The following is a 17,397-nucleotide window of genomic DNA, read 5'->3' as shown; positions in this document are numbered from 1 at the left end:
GTAACGAGGTGTGACAACAATTGTTCAGCGCCGGTTCAGCGACGGACCGGGCGCTTCTGCAGTTTGCGCTGCAGCGTGCGACGGTGCATGCCCAAGGCGCGGGCAGTGGCGGAGATGTTGCCTTCGTGCTCGGTCAATACGCGCTGGATGTGCTCCCACTGGAGGCGGTCCACGGACATCGGGTTTTCCGGCACCAGGGTGTCGAGGTCGGCGTGCTCGGAGAGTAACGCGGCCAGCACGTCATCGGCGTCCGCCGGTTTGCACAGGTAATTGCAGGCGCCGCGCTTGATCGCCTCGACGGCGGTGGCAATGCTCGAATAACCCGTGAGGATCACCACGCGCATTTCCGGGTCGAGTTCCAGCAGTTTGGGCAACAACACCAGACCCGAATCGCCGTCCATTTTCAGATCCAGGGCGGCGTAATCCGGAATGTCGGCCTGGGCGATGGTCAGGCCTTCTTCGGCGGACCCTGCGGTACTCACGCGAAAACCACGGCGGGCCATGGCACGGGCCATCACGCGGGTGAAGGTTGCATCGTCGTCTACCAGCAGCAAATGCGGCAGTTCTTCGCCTTCAACTTGGATCTCGTCACTCATGTTCGTCTCCTCGGGCGACACGGGGCAGGCGCAGCTCGGTAAGCGTGCCACCTTCCTCATGACTGTAGAGTTTCACTGAGCCGCCGGCGCGTGTCACGCTGGCCTTGCTCAAAAACAGGCCCAGGCCGAAACCTTTGCCCTTGGTGGTAAAAAACGGTTTGCCAATCTGCTCGGCAATGGCCAGTGGCACGCCGGCGCCGTGGTCACGAATGCTGATGGTCAAGTCCTCGGCATTCCAGTCCAGGGTCACTTGCAAGCCTTCGGGACAGGCATCGGCGGCGTTGTTCAGCAAATTCAGCAGGGCCTGGGTCAGGTCCGGCGGCGGTGCCATGCGCGGCACGGTCCCCTGGCCCAAGCGCTGGAAGCGATAACTGGCTTCCGGACGCATCAAGTGCCAGCGGTTCAGGGCTTCGTCGAGCCAGTCGGTGACGTCTTGCATCTCCACCGCCAAGCGACGATTGGCTTCCGCCGCCCGAACCAACTGCTGCAAGGTCTCCTTGCAGAGTTTGACCTGATCCTGCAACACGCTCAAATCGTCCTGCAGCAGCGGGTCGGGATGATCCTGGCGCATTTCCTTGAGCAGCACGCTCATGGTCGCCAGCGGCGTGCCCAGTTCATGGGCAGCGCCGGCTGCCTGGGTCGCAACGGCCAGCAATTGCTGATCGCGCAGGCCTTCTTCGCGACGAATGGCGCGCAATTCTTCCTGACGACGCAGCTCTTCGGCCATGCGGGCGGCGAAGAATGTGATAACCGCCGCAGCCAGGGCGAAACTCAGCCACATGCCGTAGATCTGCAGGTTCTCCCGGGCGATCGGGAACGTTTCCAGCGGATAGAACCGCGCCAGCAGCAACGTATACAACGCCAGGGCGATGCCCGACAGAATTACCGAATAGCGCCACGGCAAGGTCACGGCGGCGATGGTCAACGGCACCAGGTAATAAGAGACGAACGGGTTGGTCGAACCACCGGAGAAGTACAGCAAGGCACTGTGGATAAACAGGTCGCAGGCCAGTTGCACGGCGTATTCAAGCTCGGTCACCGGCCACGACGTGCGCAGGCGAATCGCGGTCAGTGCGCAGAGCACCATGGAAAAACCGAGGGTGATCGCCAATTGCAGCCAGGGCAACGGCAGCAGGTCGAACCAGTAGGCCAGGCCTACGGAACCGGCCTGAGCGGCCAGCACCAACGTGCGGATGAACGTGAGCCGCCAGAGGTTCTGGCGAGTGGCGGAAGTGATTTGAACGGGGGCGAGCATGAGCTCTCCTGATGAGCGCTCCAGGCGGATCGCACGGAGTATAACCAAGCCACGGGCCTGAGAGGCGAAAGTGCGGCAAACGACCACATGGCAGAAAGGATTGCTGCGTCTATAAGGACGCCTTCGCGGGCAAGCCACGCTCCCACATTGGAATGCGTTCCCCTGTGGGAGCGTGGCTTGCCCGCGATTGGCTGCGAAGCAGCCACCTGCTGATTATCTGTATAGAAGTTGTAACTGTGCGAACCGGACCATTGAAGCTAGAGTCTGATGGTTTCACGCAGGTTCGGACCTTAACCCCTGCGCATCGTCCAAGGAGCTTTTCATGCACACATTGCGCCGCAGCGCCGCCCTTCTTGCCTTAAGCGTTGGCACCGTCGCCAGCCTTCCGGCCCTGGCCGTCGACGAACTGCATTACAACCAGATCTCCCTGCGCGCCGAAGTCAGCCAGGAAGTGGCCCGCGACCTGATGATCGTGACCCTCTACACCGAAGAGCAAAACAGCGACCCGGCCAAACTCGCCGCCGACGTCAGTACCGCCATGAACAAGGCGCTGGCACAGGCTAAAGAAGTCAAAGACATCACCCTGCGCCAGGGCAGCCGCAACAGCTACCCGATCTACGACACCAAAGGCCAGAAAATTACCGGCTGGCGTGAACGCGCCGAACTGCGCCTGGAAAGCTCGGATTTCGCGGCCCTCTCCAAACTCACCGGTGAACTGCTCACCGACCTGAAAATGGGCGGCATGGACTTCGCCATCGCCACCCCAACCCGCAAAGCCAGCGAAGACGCCCTGCTCAAAGAAGCCGTGACCGCCTTCAAGTCCCGTGCCCAACTGGCCACCGACGCCCTGGGTGGCAAGAGCTACAAAATCGTCAACCTGAACCTCAACAGCAACGGTTATCCACAACCGTACATGCGCGGGCCAATGATGATGAAAGCCGCCGCCGGTATGGATTCAGCGCCGGTGACGCCGGAAGTTGAAGCCGGCACCAGCCAGGTCAGCATGACGGCGGATGGGGCGATTGAAGTGTTGATGCAGTGATTGGATAAGGGGTAAACGAAAACCGGCGATCAATAAGTGATCGCCGGTTTTTTTTGCCCTGAAGAAATGGAGTTTGTCCGTCAGGCCTTGTGTTGATTGATCTGCCGTCCATCGCGGGCAAGTCGAATCGCCGCACCGCCGCTCCCACAAGGTCATGCGCCAATTTCAAATCAGCAAAAATCCTGTGGGAGCGGGCTTGCCCGCGATGAACGATAACGCGGTCTACGCTGGATCGACGTTATCCAACACCCGATTCACCGCCAACTCCGCCAACATGATGATCTGTTGAATCGCCAACACTGTATTGCGCTGCGGGCCGATCAGGTGGGTGGCGAAATCACTGGCCAGGACACTGGCCGAGGCCAATGACTCGCAGGCTTGTGCCAACAGGCTTTCGGTATCCATGTTGGGGGCGATCATATACATCGTGCTGGGACGACGGGGTTTTGCGGCATAGGGGACGGGAGGATCGAGGTAGTAGTCGAGGGCGCGTTTTATGGCTTCGCGGTCTTTGAGTAATTCTTCGGTGCGCGAAGCTTCGGCGTTGGGGGTGGTGGTGTTGAAGGGTGGGTCCGGGATTAACTTATCCATATAAAAACTCCTACTTGCGGGTGGGAGCCATCCTTTTGTCGTTTCCACACGACAAAAGGTGGCAGCTGTACGCAGGGTGGAAAACCGGTAAGTAGGCACCCGGCCAGACCGAAGTCTGCCCACGCACAGCCGCCATAACGCAGTTTGCAGACGAAAGAAGACATCGGCAACGATTACGATGGTGATGCAATGCAACTACTTAAGGGTCAGGTTTCCACACCTGCTCGCTGGTTTTGCAGCGACAGCCAAAGACTAGAAGGCCCACGTCCGACCGACAACCTGAAAATTGCGTGGGAAACTTCTGCGATTCATACCAATTTCTTAAACATTCAATAACAGATTGGTCGGCTGCCAGGCCGTCTTCGCGGGCAAGCCTCGCTCCTACAAAAAGCCATCGGCGTACACCTGCCCCTCACCACTCAACAGGCCGAGCGTTAGCTCGCCTGCAGCTTTTGATCTTGATCCACCCGCCCCTTCGGGAGGCTGAGTGGAGGTGTTCATCTGGGGATTGGCGCGCAGCGCCGTTCGACGCAGTCGAACCCATCGCATGTAGGTCGTAGCGAAGCAGACCGTAGGGCGATGCCCCCAGATGGATACCGGAGCGAAGGAACGCCGAGCCTCAGCGAGGGGCCGGACGCTTGGGGCGAAGCCTTTTGCTTACTTTTCGGCGTCTGGAAAAGTGAGTCGCCGTAAGGGCGAAACCCTAAGCCGCCTTTACCGCAGCAACGGATATGTACTCAATCCGCAAGAGCTTGGTCGGCTAGAAGGCCGCCAAGCCAACAACCAGCTTGAATATGCCGAGATAGAGGGGTTCCCCTTACAAACGGATATTTCCGCCAATCTCACCAACAACGCTACCCTCAGTGAAACATCGCCGCCAAACCCACGGGGACTCCATGGAAAGAACCACCGTCAAACCACTTCTGCTTGCTCTCGCCCTCGCTACAACCGCATCACTCGCACAAACCGCCCAAGCCGCCACCACCCTGGTCTACTGCTCCGAAGCCAGCCCCGCCGGTTTCGACCCCAGCCAATACACCAGCGGCACCGACTTCGACGCCTCAGCCGAAACCGTCTTCAACCGCCTCACCCAATTCAAACGCGGTGGCACCGAAGTCGAACCCGGCCTGGCCACCAGCTGGGATGTCTCCCAGGACGGCCTCAGCTACACCTTCCACCTGCGCGACGGCGTGAAATTCCACACCACCGACTACTTCACCCCGACCCGCGACTTCAACGCCGACGACGTCCTGTTCACCTTCCAACGCCTGCTCGACCCGCAAAACGCCTTCCGCAAAGCCTACCCCGCCGAATCGCCGTACTTCACCGACATGGGCCTGAACACCACGATCAAAAGCATCGACAAGATCGACGACCACACCGTGCGCTTCAGCCTGAACAACATTGACGCTGCGTTCGTGCAGAACCTCGCCATGAGCTTCGCCTCGGTGCAGTCCGCCGAATACGCCACCCAACTGTTAAAGGAAGGCAAAGCCGCCGACCTCAACCAGAAACCGGTCGGCACCGGCCCGTTCGTGTTCAAGCGCTATCAAAAGGACTCGCAGATCCGCTACGCCGCCAACAAGGCCTACTGGAAGCCCGAGGACGTGAAACTCGACAACCTGATTTTCTCGATCACACCCGATGCCGCCGTGCGCTTGCAGAAGCTCAAGGCCGGCGAGTGTCAGGTCAGCGGCTACCCACGTCCGGCAGACATCGACGTCATGGAGAAAGACCCGAACCTGACCGTGCTCAAACAGGCCGGTTTCAACCTCGGCTTCCTCGCCTACAACGTAACCCATCCACCGCTGGACCAGCTCAAGGTCCGTCAGGCCCTGGACATGGCTATCGATAAACCGGCGATCATCAAAGCGGTCTACCAGAGTGCCGGGCAGCTCGCGCAGAACGCCCTGCCCCCGGCGCAATGGTCCTATGACCCGACCATCAAGGATGCACCGCACGACCCGACCAAAGCCCGCGCGCTACTAAAAGAAGCAGGGGTTGCGCCCGGTACCACCATTAATTTGTGGGCCATGACCGTGCAGCGCGCCTCCAACCCTAACGCGCGGATGTCGGCACAGATGATCCAGCAGGATTGGGAGAAAGTCGGGATCAAGGCCAACATCGTCAGCTATGAGTGGGGCGAGTACATCAAGCGCGCCAAGAACGGCGAGCACGACGCGATGATCTACGGCTGGACCGGCGACAACGGGGACCCGGACAACTGGCTCGGCGTGCTCTACAGCTGCGCTGCGGTGAAAGGTAGCAATTACGCCAAATGGTGCGACCCGGCCTACGACAAGTTGGTGCAGCAAGCGAAGGTGTCCACGGACAAACAGCAGCGGGTCAAACTGTACCAGCAGGCACAGCAAATCCTTAAACAACAAGTACCTATCACACCTGTCGCCAACTCGACAGTGTTCCAGCCACTGCGCAAGGAAGTGACCGACTTCAAGATCAGCCCTTTCGGCCTTACACCCTTCTATGGAGTGGGTATAAATAAGTAACACCAGGCGCCAACCGGGTGCACCAGACGCCCCGGCTGCCCCGTGTCGGTGCGCGTTTTGCACCGTAAAAAACCTGCGCAAACGGTCAAATGTGCGGGAATTTATACATATGCGACATTAAGGTACGTTCGTTCCACTGTTTAAGGTTTGTAGCCATTCAGGATCTTGCATTGGGTATGGCCCCTGCATAAGTATCCGCAGGTCGACTCACGAGGTCGTCCTCTAATTCCAAAAATGACAACAAATCATGAGGCCACCATGCTTAAACACGCGGTCATTCCGTTTTTAGTCGGCGCAAGCTTATTAGCCAGCGCACCTTTCGCCCAAGCGGCGACTAACCTGGTGTTTTGCTCCGAAGGGAGCCCGGCCGGTTTCGATCCTGGTCAGTACACCACCGGAACCGACTTCGACGCCTCTGCAGAAACCATGTTCAACCGCCTGACCCAGTTCGAGCGCGGCGGCACCGCCGTGATTCCTGGCCTGGCGACCAAGTGGGACATTTCCGATGATGGCCTGACGTACACCTTCCACCTGCGTGAAGGCGTCAAGTTCCACACCACCCCGTATTTCAAGCCGACTCGTGAGTTCAACGCCGACGACGTGCTGTTCACCTTCAATCGCATGATTAACAAGGATGACCCGTTCCGTAAGGCGTACCCGACCGAATTCCCGTACTTCACCGACATGGGGATGGACACCAACATCACCAAGATCGATAAAGTCGACGACCACACCGTCAAGTTCATCCTGAAAGAAGTTGATGCCGCGTTCATCCAGAACATGGCCATGAGCTTCGCCTCGATCCAGTCCGCCGAGTACGCCGCCCAGCTGCTCAAGGAAGGCAAGGCTGCCGATATCAACCAGAAACCGGTCGGCACCGGCCCGTTCGTGTTCAAGAGCTACCAGAAAGACTCCAACATCCGTTACACCGGGAACAAGGACTACTGGAAGCCTGACGACGTGAAGATCGACAACCTGATCTTCGCCATCACCACCGACCCGTCGGTACGTATCCAGAAACTGAAGAAGAACGAGTGCCAGATCACTCTGTTCCCGCGTCCGGCTGACCTGCAGGCACTGAAAGCAGACCCGGCACTGAAGATGCCTGACCAGGCTGGTTTCAACCTGGGCTACATCGCCTACAACGTGATGGACAAGGTCAAGGGCAGCAACGAGCCGAACCCGCTGGCCGACCTGCGCGTGCGTCAGGCACTGGACATGGCAGTCAACAAGCCACAGATCATCGACTCGGTTTACCAGGGCGCGGGCCAATTGGCCGTCAACGCCATGCCGCCGACCCAATGGTCCTACGACACCACCATCAAGGATGCCAAGTACGATCCCGAGAAAGCCAAGGCGCTGCTCAAGGAAGCCGGCGTCAAGGAAGGCACCGAAATCGTTCTGTGGGCGATGCCGGTACAGCGCCCGTACAACCCGAACGCCAAGCTGATGGCTGAAATGCTGCAGTCCGACTGGAAGAAGATCGGCCTGAACGTCAAGATCACCAGCTACGAATGGGGCGAGTACATCAAGCGTTCCAAAGGTGGCGAGAACCAGGCGATGATCATCGGCTGGAGCGGCGACAACGGTGACCCGGACAACTGGCTCAACGTGCTGTTCGGTTGCGACTCGCTGAGCGGCAACAACTTCTCCAAATGGTGCGACAAGAAGTTTGACGGCATCGTCAAGGAAGCCAAGCGCACCACCGATCAGGCCAAGCGCACCGAACTGTACAAACAGGCGCAACACGTCCTCAAAGACGCCGTTCCAATGACACCTATCGCTCACTCGACGGTGTTCCAACCCATGCGCGCCAACGTGCAGGACTTCAAGATCAGCCCATTCGGCTTGAACTCCTTCTACGGCGTCAGCGTCAGCAAATAAGGATTGCAACGGCGACGTTATTAACGTCGCCGTTGCTTTATCTGCCGAGAAAGTAGGAATTCACTGACATCCCAATCCACTGCGCACCGCAGCAGAGGCTTAGGACGCGTCGCCTTTTCCTACGAGTCTTTCAGGCATTTACGCATTTACTGCCAGACCTACGGCTCATACCGTCGGGATCTGACCAGTTTGTGCGTGGGCTCTCGGTAATCGCTGCACGCGATGGTTTGAGATCAATGGCCTCAACGTCCCTGGAAGGGATACGGCTCATTGATAAAACACTAAACAAGAGGGAGCGTCATGCGCCATACCTTGGTTTTATCCGCATTGCTGGGCACCGGCCTGCTGGCCGCCACGTCCATTAGCCAGGCCGCCAATAACAGCCTGGTGTTCTGCTCCGAAGGCAGTCCGGCGGGCTTCGACACCGCGCAGTACACCACGGCGACCGATAATGATGCCGCCGAGCCGCTGTACAACCGATTGGCAGAATTTGAAAAAGGCGCCACCAACGTCGTACCGGGCCTGGCAACCCGTTGGGATATTTCCGAGGACGGTCTCAAGTACACCTTTCATCTGCGCGAAGGGGTGAAATTTCACACCACCAAATACTTCACACCGACCCGCGATTTCAACGCCGATGACGTGCTGTTCACGTTCAATCGCATGCTCGACCCGCAGCAACCCTTCCGAAAGGCTTATCCAACCGAGTTCCCGTATTTCAACGGGATGAGCCTGAACAAGAACATCGCCAAAGTCGAGAAGACCGGGCCGCTGACCGTGGTCATGACGCTGAACAGCGTCGATGCCGCGTTCATCCAGAACATCGCCATGAGCTTCGCCGCCATCCTGTCCGCCGAATACGCCGACAAACTGCTGGCCGAAGGCAAGCCGAGCGACATTAACCAGAAGCCGATCGGCACCGGGCCGTTCGTGTTCAAGAGCTACCAGAAAGATTCCAACATCCGTTACAGCGGCAACAAGCAGTACTGGGACCCGAGCCGGGTCAAGCTCGAGAACCTGATTTTCGCCATCAACACCGACGCCTCGGTGCGCGTGCAGAAACTCAAGGCCAACGAATGCCAGATCACCCTGCACCCGCGCCCCGCCGACGTGACCGCGCTGAAAAACGACCCGACGCTCAAGCTCATCGAGAAGCCCGGTTTCAACCTCGGTTACATCGCCTACAACGTGCGGCACAAACCGTTCGACCAGCTCGAAGTGCGCCAGGCGCTGGACATGGCGGTGAACAAGCAAGGGATTCTCAACGCCGTCTATCAAGGTGCCGGTCAACTGGCGGTCAACGCCATGCCACCGACCCAATGGTCCTACGACGAGACCATCAAAGACGCCGCCTACAACCCGGAAAAAGCCAAGGAGCTGCTCAAGGCTGCCGGCGTCAAGGAAGGCACCGAAATCACCCTCTGGGCCATGCCGGTCCAGCGTCCGTACAACCCCAACGCCAAGTTGATGGCCGAAATGCTCCAGGCGGATTGGGCGAAGATCGGCCTCAAGGTCAAGATCGTCAGCTACGAATGGGGCGAATACATCAAGCGCACCAAGAACGGCGAGCACGACATCAGCCTGATCGGCTGGACCGGTGATAATGGTGACCCGGACAACTGGCTCGGCACGCTTTACAGCTGCGATGCCATTGGCGGCAACAACTACTCCATGTGGTGTGATCCGGCTTACGACAAGCTGATCAAGCAAGCCAAGGTCGTGACCGATCGCGATCAGCGAACCGTGCTCTACAAACAGGCGCAACAGTACCTCAAGCAGCAGGTGCCGATCACGCCGGTCGCCCACTCGACGGTCAACCAGCCGTTGAGCGCCAAAATCGAAGGATTCAAGGTGAGTCCTTTCGGTCGTAACGTGTTCTCGGGCGTCAGTATCGACCAATAACCGATTAGTCAGAACGCTGGGGGCGAATTGCGCCCTCACGCAAGCGTATTGCCGTAATTCGCCAATCAGGCCTATAGCAAACGTTTGCGATGCCTGCATGAGTTCTAAACCAAATAGCCGGATCACCGAAAAAGACCGGCATTAAAAAAAAGAAAGTAAGGAGCTTCATCCATGAAACTGAGCAGCACCGCGTTATTGGCCTTGGCCATCAGCAGCGTGACCGCCACGGCGTACGCAGAATCCCAGAGCCAGGCGTTCACGCCGGTTACCGTTAACGAGAAAAGTGCCCAGAGCGAAGCCACTGGTTTTGTCGAAGGTCAATCGATCACCGGCAGCACGCGTAACTGGTATGCCAACGAGCATTTCAAGCGGGGTGCAACACTCAACTACCGTAAGAATGGTGAAACTCACCAGACTGACCGTCGTATCAACTGGGTTCAGGGCACCATCCTCAAGTACAACTCCGGTTTTACAGAAGGCACTGTAGGTTTCAGCACCGAAGTGGCGGCCTACAACGCTATCGCTCTGGATCGTGATCGCAAGGATCTGGCATCCAACAACGGTGGCGCACCAGGTACCCGTCCTGGCGCGGGCAACAACCGTACCCTGACCGAAGAAGGTGGCGACGCCGTCGGCCAGTGGAGCAAACTGGGCTTGGCCAACGTCAAGGCCCGTGTGTCCAACACCACCCTGACCGCTGGCCGCCAGAACTTCAGTAGCCCGATGGTCGATGTCATCGGTAACCGTGCGCTGCCTTCGAGCTTTCAGGGTGTGGCCATCCACAGCGAAGAGCTGAATAACCTGGCTTTCGACCTGGCCACCTTCGATCGCAACTCTCCGCGTACCGAAGAAAGCCAGCGTAAATTCCGTACCGAATACGCCAACGGCATTGTTGAAACCGATCACGTCTACACCGGCGGTATTACCTACACCCCATTCGCCAGCCTGACCACCAGCCTCTGGGCAACCCAGGCCGAAGACATCTGGAACCAGTACTACTTCGGCGCCAGCCATGTGCTGGGCGACAGCCAGGTCCTGAGCCTGACCACCGGCCTGAACTACTACAAAACCCAGGAAGAAGGTAAAGCCCTTATCGGCAGGATCGACAACGACACCTACTCCCTGTCGTTCGGTCTGACCCACCAGGCTCATACCCTGACCTTCTCGTATCAGGAAGTGAACGGTAACGAGTACTTCGACTACCTGCACGAAACCAACGGCATCTACCTTGCCAACTCCCTGCTGTCGGACTTCAACGGCCCGAACGAAAAATCCTTCCAGATCGCCTACGGCCTGAACATGGCCGAATACGGCGTCCCGGGCCTGAAGTTCAACATCTACCAGGCTCGTGGCTGGGGTATCGACGGCACTCAGTACACCGGCAACGGCGGTGTGGCGGGCAAGGGTTATGACGGCATCCAGTCCCAGGATGGCGAACACCATTACGAATACGGTATCGGTGCTACCTACGCCCTACAGAGCGGCCCGCTGAAGGCCACCACTGTTCGCGCAACCTACACCGCTCACCGCGCCAGCGAAAACCAGGCCGATGGCAGCCTCAACGAGTTCCGTCTCGTGACCACCATCCCGTTCAACATTTTGTAAAGCGCATGCCGGCGGCTGACTCATGACGAGTCGGCCGTTCGGTTTTTTCCTGTTCAACCGATTGCAGAGGGCTCTAGATGAAAATGCTTCCCCTACGAGCGGCCATCGCTGCCGCGTTGCTGAGTGTCGCCGTCGGCGTCTCGGCCAAACCCTTGGTGGTCTGTACCGAAGCCAGCCCGGAAGGCTTCGATATGGTCCAGTACACGACTGCAGTCACAGCCGATGCGGTGGCCGAAACCATCTTCAATCGTCTGGCGGACTTCAAGCCCGGCACCACTGAAGTGATCCCGGCACTGGCCGAGTCGTGGGACATCAGCGACGACGGTCTGACCTATACGTTCCACCTGCGCAAAGGCGTCAAGTTTCACACCACCGACTACTTCAAGCCGACCCGCGACATGAATGCCGACGACGTGGTCTGGAGCTTCCAGCGTCAGCTGGACCCGAAACACCCATGGCACAAACTGTCGAGCGTGGGCTTCCCGTACTTTGAAAGCATGGGCTTCAAAGAACTGCTCAAAAGCGTCGAGAAAGTCGACGACAACACGGTCAAATTCACCCTGACCCGCCGTGAAGCGCCGTTCCTGGCCGACATCGCCATGGCCTTCTCCTCGATCTACTCCGCCGAGTACGCCGATCAGTTGCTCAAGGCCAACAAGGCCGGCGACCTGAACAACAAGCCGATCGGCACCGGACCGTTCGTCTTCCAGCGTTACGCCAAGGATGCTCAGGTTCGCTTCAAGGCCAACCCGGACTACTTCCGTGGCAAGCCACCGGCTGAAGCGCTGGTCCTGGCGATTGCCACCGACAACAACGTGCGCCTGCAAAAGCTCAAGGCCAATGAGTGCCAGATCGCGCTGTATCCGAAACCGGATGACATCCCGAGCATCAAGAAAGACGCCAACCTGAAGGTTGATGAGCTGAACGCGATGACCGTGTCCTATGTCGCCATGAACACCGCACGCCCGTACATGAGCGACGTGCGCGTGCGTAAAGCCATCGACATCGCCTTCGACAAGGCTGCGTACGTCAACGCGCTGTTCGGCAAAGGCAATGCGACCGTGGCGGTCAACCCGTACCCGGACACCCTGCTGGGCTACAACCACACACTGACCAACCCGCCGCGTGATCTGGACAAGGCTCGCGCCCTGCTCAAGGAAGCCGGCGTACCGGAAGGCACCACGTTTACCCTGTTCACCCGTAACGGCGGCGGCCCGACCAACCCGAACCCGATGCTCGGCGCGCAGATGATGCAGGCCGACCTGGCCAAAGTCGGGATCAAGGTCGATATTCGGGTCATGGAATGGGGCGAAATGCTCAAGCGCGCGAAAAACGGCGAGCACGACATGGTGTCCGCCGGTTGGGCTGGCGATAACGGCGATCCGGATAATTTCCTGACGCCTATGCTCAGTTGCGAGGCCGCCAAAAACGGCGAAAACTACGCTCGCTGGTGCAATGAAAAGTTCCAGACGCTGATCGACGAAGCACGGGCTAAAGTGAACCCGGACGAACGCACGGCGCTCTACGAACAGGCCCAGGCTGTTTTCAATCAGGACCAGCCGTGGATCAGCATGGCGCACACCCGTATGTTCACCGCAATGCGCACCAACGTAGAGGGCTATCACATTAGCCCCCTCACCACGAATAACTTCGCCACCACCCAGGTGAAGTAGATAAGAAACGCCCGGCATCGCTGACCCCAGCGCTGCCGGGCACGCCTAACCGGCTGATGAGGTACCACACAAGATGTTTAGTTTTATTGCCCGCCGATTGGGGTTATTGATCCCCACGTTCTTCGGCATCACCTTGCTGACTTTCGCGTTGATTCGCATGATTCCAGGCGACCCCGTGGAAGTAATGATGGGCGAACGTAGAGTCGACCCCGAAATGCATGCTCAGGCAATGGAACGCCTAGGTCTGAACAAACCCCTGTATGCCCAATACCTGGATTACATCGGCAAGTTGGCCCACGGCGATCTCGGCGAATCCCTGCGTACCCGTGAAAGCGTCTGGACCGAGTTCAGCTCTCTATTCCCCGCGACCCTGGAACTGTCCATGGCCGCCCTGTTGTTCGCCGGCATCCTGGGCCTTCTGGCCGGGGTGATTGCGGCACTCAAGCGAGGATCCCTGTTCGACCACGGGGTGATGGGCATCTCCCTGGCGGGATACTCGATGCCGATCTTCTGGTGGGGCCTGATCCTGATCATGTTCTTCTCGGTGAGCCTGGGCTGGACCCCGGTGTCCGGGCGGATCGACCTGCTCTACGACATTGAGCCGCGCACCGGTTTCATGCTGATCGATACGCTGCTGGCCGATGACGTCGGGGCGTTCTTCGATGCCCTGCATCACCTGATCCTGCCGGCCATCGTGCTCGGTACCATCCCGCTGGCGGTGATCGCGCGGATGACCCGTTCGTCGATGCTCGAAGTGCTGCGTGAAGACTACATCCGTACCGCCCGCGCCAAAGGCCTGTCGCCATCGCGCGTGGTGTTCGTTCACGGCCTGCGTAACGCACTGATTCCGGTACTGACCGTGGTCGGCCTGCAAGTCGGCACTCTGCTGGCCGGTGCGGTCCTGACCGAAACCATTTTCTCCTGGCCCGGCATTGGCAAATGGCTGATCGAAGCCATTGGCGCACGGGACTATCCCGTGGTGCAGAACGGCATCCTGTTAATCGCCTGCCTGGTGATTCTGGTCAACTTCGTAGTGGACATCCTCTACGGCTTTGCCAACCCACGCATTCGTCACCAGCGCTGAGATCAAGACCATGACCACTCTCACTACACCGGTAGCAGTCGATCAAAGCCTGCTGTATCCGTCCCCGTACAAAGAATTCTGGCAAGCATTCTCAAAAAACAAAGGTGCCGTCGCCGGCCTGATGTTCATGCTGCTGGTGATTTTCTGCGCGATCTTCGCCCCATGGGTCGCACCGCATAACCCAAGCGAGCAGTACCGCGACTTCCTGCTGACCCCGCCGTCCTGGCTGGAAAGCGGGCAAATCCAATTCCTGCTGGGTACCGATGAACTCGGTCGCGACCTGCTGTCGCGTTTGATTCACGGCTCGCGCCTGTCGCTGCTGATCGGCCTTTCGTCGGTGGTGATGTCGCTGATCCCGGGCATTCTGCTGGGGCTGTTCGCCGGCTTCTTCCCGCGCGTGCTCGGCCCGACCATCATGCGTCTGATGGACATCATGCTGGCCCTGCCGTCCTTGCTGCTGGCTGTGGCGATTGTCGCCATCCTCGGCCCTGGCCTGATCAACACCATTATCGCCATCGCCGTGGTTTCGTTGCCGTCCTATGTTCGTCTGACCCGCGCCGCGGTGATGGGCGAACTGAACCGCGACTACGTGACCGCCGCGCGCCTGGCCGGTGCCGGTCTGCCGCGCCTGATGTTCATCACCGTGCTGCCAAATTGCATGGCACCGCTGATCGTTCAGGCCACTTTGAGCTTCTCCTCGGCGATTCTCGATGCCGCGGCACTGGGCTTCCTCGGCCTTGGCGTACAACCGCCAACGCCTGAGTGGGGCACCATGCTGGCTTCGGCTCGCGACTACATCGAACGCGCCTGGTGGGTGGTAAGTCTGCCTGGTTTGACCATTTTGCTCAGCGTGCTGGCAATCAACTTGATGGGCGACGGCCTGCGCGATGCGCTGGACCCGAAACTCAAGAACGCCGCCTGAGGAGATTCAAATGTCACTGTTAGAAATCAAGAATCTCAACGTTCGCTTCGGCGACGCCAACGCTGTTCCGGTGGTCGACGGTCTCGACATTTCCGTGGACAAGGGCGAAGTGCTGGCCATCGTCGGCGAATCGGGTTCCGGTAAATCCGTGACCATGATGGCGCTGATGGGCCTGATCGAGCATCCGGGGATCGTCACTGCCGACGCGCTGAATTTCGACGGCCAGAACATGCTCAAGCTCAGCAACCGTCAACGTCGCAAAATCGTCGGCAAAGACCTGGCCATGGTTTTCCAGGACCCGATGACCGCGCTGAACCCGAGCTACACCGTCGGTTTCCAGATCGAGGAAGTGCTGCGCCTGCACCTGAAAATGTCCCGTAAGGACGCCCGCAAGCGTGCCATCGAACTGCTGGAAAAAGTGGAAATCCCGGGCGCCGCCAGCCGCATGGACGCCTATCCGCATCAACTGTCCGGCGGTATGAGCCAGCGCGTGGCGATTGCCATGGCGATTGCCGGCGAACCGAAACTGCTGATCGCCGACGAACCGACCACCGCGCTCGACGTAACGATTCAGGCGCAGATCATGGACCTGCTGCTGGCCCTGCAAAAAGAGCAGAACATGGGCCTGGTGCTGATCACCCACGACCTCGCGGTCGTGGCCGAAACCGCTCAGCGCGTGTGCGTGATGTACGCCGGCCAGGCGGTTGAAGTCGGTCAGGTGCCACAACTGTTCGACATCCCGGCGCACCCGTACAGCGAAGCGCTGCTCAAGGCCATTCCGGAACACAGCCTGGGTGCTGCGCGCCTGTCGACACTGCCGGGCATCGTTCCCGGTCGCTACGACCGCCCGCAAGGCTGCCTGCTGTCGCCGCGCTGCCCCTACGTGCAGGACAACTGCCGCACCCAGCGTCCGGCCCTTGACCCGAAAAGCAACAGCCTCGCCCGCTGCTTCTACCCGCTGAATCAGGAGGTGGCGTAATGGCCGTCGTACTTACCGCCCGAAACCTGACCCGTCACTACGAAGTGTCCCGTGGCCTGTTCAAGGGTCATGCGACCGTGCGCGCCCTTAACGGTGTGTCGTTCGAACTGGAAGCCGGCAAGACCCTCGCCGTTGTGGGCGAATCGGGCTGCGGCAAATCCACCCTGGCCCGTGCCCTGACGCTGATCGAAGAACCGTCCTCCGGTTCCTTGAAAATCGCCGGGCAGGAAGTCGCCGGCGCCGACAAGGCTCAGCGCAAGCAGCTGCGCAAAGACGTGCAGATGGTGTTCCAGAGCCCATACGCATCGCTGAACCCACGGCAGAAGATCGGTGATCAGCTTGCAGAGCCTTTATTGATCAACACCAACCTGAGCGCCTCGGAACGTCGCGAGAAAGTCCAGGCGATGATGAAACAGGTGGGCTTGCGGCCTGAGCATTACCAGCGCTACCCGCACATGTTCTCCGGCGGTCAGCGCCAGCGGATTGCCCTGGCCCGCGCGATGATGCTGCAACCCAAAGTGCTGGTGGCGGACGAACCGACCTCGGCGCTGGACGTATCGATTCAGGCGCAGGTACTGAACCTGTTCATGGATTTGCAGCAAGAGTTCAACACTGCCTACGTGTTCATCTCCCACAACCTGGCAGTGGTGCGTCACGTTGCCGATCACGTGATGGTGATGTACCTCGGTCGCCCGGTGGAAATGGGCCCGAAAGAAGACATCTACACTCGCCCTCTGCACCCGTACACCCAGGCGCTGTTGTCGGCCACTCCGACCATCCACCCGGATCCGGACAAGCCAAAAATCAAGATCGTCGGCGAGTTGCCCAACCCGCTGAACCCGCCGTCCGGCTGCGCCTTCCACAAGCGCTGCCCGTACGCGACCGAGCGCTGCACCACAGAAGAACCGCTTCTGCGCCTGGTCGACACCCGTCAGGTGGCTTGCCACTACGCCGAGCAATTCCTCGACGGCGCGGCATAAAAAAACGCGCCTCGGATATCGGGGCGCGCTTTTACCGAGTTGACCAGACCCCTTCCGCCAGATTGCGCATCAGTCCGGCAGGAGGGGTTTTCTTTGGTCCGTCAATTACGTTTGCTTGTCTTCCTCATCCTCATCGGCGTCTGGGTCGTCATCGTCTGATTCGGTCGCGGCGATCATCTGCTCGCTGTGCACGCCTTGCCCGTTCAAGGCCTGTTTTTCATGGTCCTCACACTCTGCCCACGCCACCGCCGACGTGCCGAGGGACAGCATCACCAAAACCTTAAGCAACAACACAATGCGTTGAAAAATACTCATAGCCGATTCCATCCTTTCTTGAGTGACGCGTGGATGCCTGAAAGGTACTGAGTGAAATTTAG

Annotated in this window: 14 protein-coding genes; 10 read left to right on the top strand and 4 right to left on the bottom strand. The window is 59.0% G+C overall.

Features of this window, described 5'->3' with window-relative positions:
- Window positions 1-35: 35 nt before the first annotated feature.
- Both AB7M22_RS00615 and AB7M22_RS00610 read right to left on the bottom strand, forming a co-directional pair.
- Window positions 36-596: a response regulator transcription factor gene (locus tag AB7M22_RS00615; RefSeq protein WP_007901386.1), complete on the bottom strand. Its 561-nt coding sequence runs from the start codon at window positions 594-596 to the stop codon at window positions 36-38.
- The gene (locus tag AB7M22_RS00610; RefSeq protein WP_007901384.1) at window positions 589-1,851 is read right to left on the bottom strand and encodes an ATP-binding protein; all 1,263 of its coding nucleotides are present in this window, start codon (window positions 1,849-1,851) and stop codon (window positions 589-591) included. Before AB7M22_RS00610 ends, AB7M22_RS00615 begins: the two co-directional genes overlap by 8 nt.
- 322 nt (window positions 1,852-2,173) lie before the next feature.
- Between AB7M22_RS00610 and AB7M22_RS00605 the strand changes: the two genes are divergently transcribed.
- Window positions 2,174-2,893, top strand: a complete 720-nt coding sequence (locus AB7M22_RS00605; protein ID WP_454184887.1) for an SIMPL domain-containing protein — start codon at window positions 2,174-2,176, stop codon at window positions 2,891-2,893.
- A 222-nt stretch (window positions 2,894-3,115) separates the two neighbouring features.
- Here the strand turns inward: AB7M22_RS00605 and AB7M22_RS00600 are convergent, their stop codons facing one another.
- Entirely contained in the window at window positions 3,116-3,484 is a 369-nt protein-coding gene (locus AB7M22_RS00600; protein ID WP_454184886.1) for a DUF6124 family protein, read from the bottom strand.
- Window positions 3,485-4,380: 896 nt separating this feature from the next.
- On the opposite strand from AB7M22_RS00600, the gene AB7M22_RS00595 reads away from it, so the two are divergent.
- The 9 genes from AB7M22_RS00595 to AB7M22_RS00555 all read left to right on the top strand — a co-directional run bounded on the left by AB7M22_RS00595 (window position 4,381) and on the right by AB7M22_RS00555 (window position 17,020).
- The gene (locus AB7M22_RS00595) at window positions 4,381-5,991 is read left to right on the top strand and encodes an ABC transporter substrate-binding protein (RefSeq protein WP_454184885.1); all 1,611 of its coding nucleotides are present in this window, start codon (window positions 4,381-4,383) and stop codon (window positions 5,989-5,991) included.
- Window positions 5,992-6,249: 258 nt separating this feature from the next.
- On the top strand, window positions 6,250-7,875 hold the full coding sequence (locus tag AB7M22_RS00590) for an ABC transporter substrate-binding protein (protein WP_007900370.1): 1,626 nt from the start codon (window positions 6,250-6,252) through the stop codon (window positions 7,873-7,875).
- A 300-nt stretch (window positions 7,876-8,175) separates the two neighbouring features.
- Window positions 8,176-9,777 (top strand): ABC transporter substrate-binding protein, encoded by a 1,602-nt coding sequence (locus AB7M22_RS00585; protein ID WP_454184884.1) that lies wholly within the window; start codon window positions 8,176-8,178, stop codon window positions 9,775-9,777.
- A gap of 171 nt (window positions 9,778-9,948) precedes the next feature.
- Window positions 9,949-11,382, top strand: coding sequence for an OprD family porin (locus AB7M22_RS00580; protein WP_454184883.1), 1,434 nt, complete (start codon window positions 9,949-9,951; stop codon window positions 11,380-11,382).
- A gap of 77 nt (window positions 11,383-11,459) precedes the next feature.
- Window positions 11,460-13,055 (top strand): ABC transporter substrate-binding protein, encoded by a 1,596-nt coding sequence (locus tag AB7M22_RS00575; protein ID WP_454184882.1) that lies wholly within the window; start codon window positions 11,460-11,462, stop codon window positions 13,053-13,055.
- 73 nt (window positions 13,056-13,128) lie between these two features.
- Window positions 13,129-14,139: an ABC transporter permease subunit gene (locus AB7M22_RS00570; RefSeq protein WP_007900379.1), complete on the top strand. Its 1,011-nt coding sequence runs from the start codon at window positions 13,129-13,131 to the stop codon at window positions 14,137-14,139.
- A 10-nt stretch (window positions 14,140-14,149) separates the two neighbouring features.
- On the top strand, window positions 14,150-15,061 hold the full coding sequence (locus AB7M22_RS00565) for an ABC transporter permease subunit (RefSeq protein WP_008009639.1): 912 nt from the start codon (window positions 14,150-14,152) through the stop codon (window positions 15,059-15,061).
- A 10-nt stretch (window positions 15,062-15,071) separates the two neighbouring features.
- Window positions 15,072-16,040 carry an ABC transporter ATP-binding protein gene (locus AB7M22_RS00560; RefSeq protein WP_007900381.1) on the top strand — a complete coding sequence of 323 codons (969 nt, stop codon included), beginning with the start codon at window positions 15,072-15,074 and terminating at the stop codon, window positions 16,038-16,040.
- The gene (locus AB7M22_RS00555; protein ID WP_008009640.1) at window positions 16,040-17,020 is read left to right on the top strand and encodes a peptide ABC transporter ATP-binding protein; all 981 of its coding nucleotides are present in this window, start codon (window positions 16,040-16,042) and stop codon (window positions 17,018-17,020) included. The genes AB7M22_RS00560 and AB7M22_RS00555 overlap by 1 nt, the downstream gene beginning before the upstream one ends.
- Before the next feature lie 105 nt (window positions 17,021-17,125).
- Here AB7M22_RS00555 and AB7M22_RS00550 read toward each other — a convergent pair whose 3' ends face one another.
- A complete protein-coding gene (locus AB7M22_RS00550; RefSeq protein WP_008009641.1) occupies window positions 17,126-17,335 on the bottom strand; it encodes a hypothetical protein in 210 nt (69 codons plus the stop codon).
- Window positions 17,336-17,397: the final 62 nt, after the last annotated feature.

It is taken from the genome of Pseudomonas sp. ADAK2 TE3594, from assembly GCF_053628675.1.
The sequence above is the reverse complement of the archived record's forward strand: the minus strand, read 5'-3'. Positions and strand labels throughout refer to the sequence as shown.